The organism is Peribacillus sp. SIMBA_075, assembly GCF_046534585.1.
Map to the genome: position 1 here is coordinate 1 of NZ_JAWRYN010000443.1, position 279 is coordinate 279.

The following is a 279-nucleotide window of genomic DNA, read 5'->3' on the forward strand; positions in this document are numbered from 1 at the left end:
CAGGAAGGTTAAAATGGCAAGCTGCCAGTTAATCATCAGCATGACAGCAAAGGCGCCAAGAATCGTTATAATCGCAATAAACAAATCTTCAGGCCCATGATGCGCCACCTCTCCAATGTACATGAGGTCGTTGGTCATCCGTGACATGAGCTTACCCGTTTTGTTGTTATCAAAGAATTTAAATGACAGACGCTGAAAGTGATCAAATAGCTTCTTCCTCATATCTGTTTCAATATTGATGCCCAGCATGTGCCCCCAGTACGACACAATAAATTGCAT

The 279-nt window shown here is 42.7% G+C and carries 1 protein-coding gene; it reads right to left on the reverse strand.

All coding sequences use genetic code 11. The features are described 5' to 3' along the window. Positions 1-279 (reverse strand): ABC transporter transmembrane domain-containing protein (locus SB775_RS28930; RefSeq protein WP_410864648.1); only part of this gene is annotated, 279 nt, incomplete at both ends.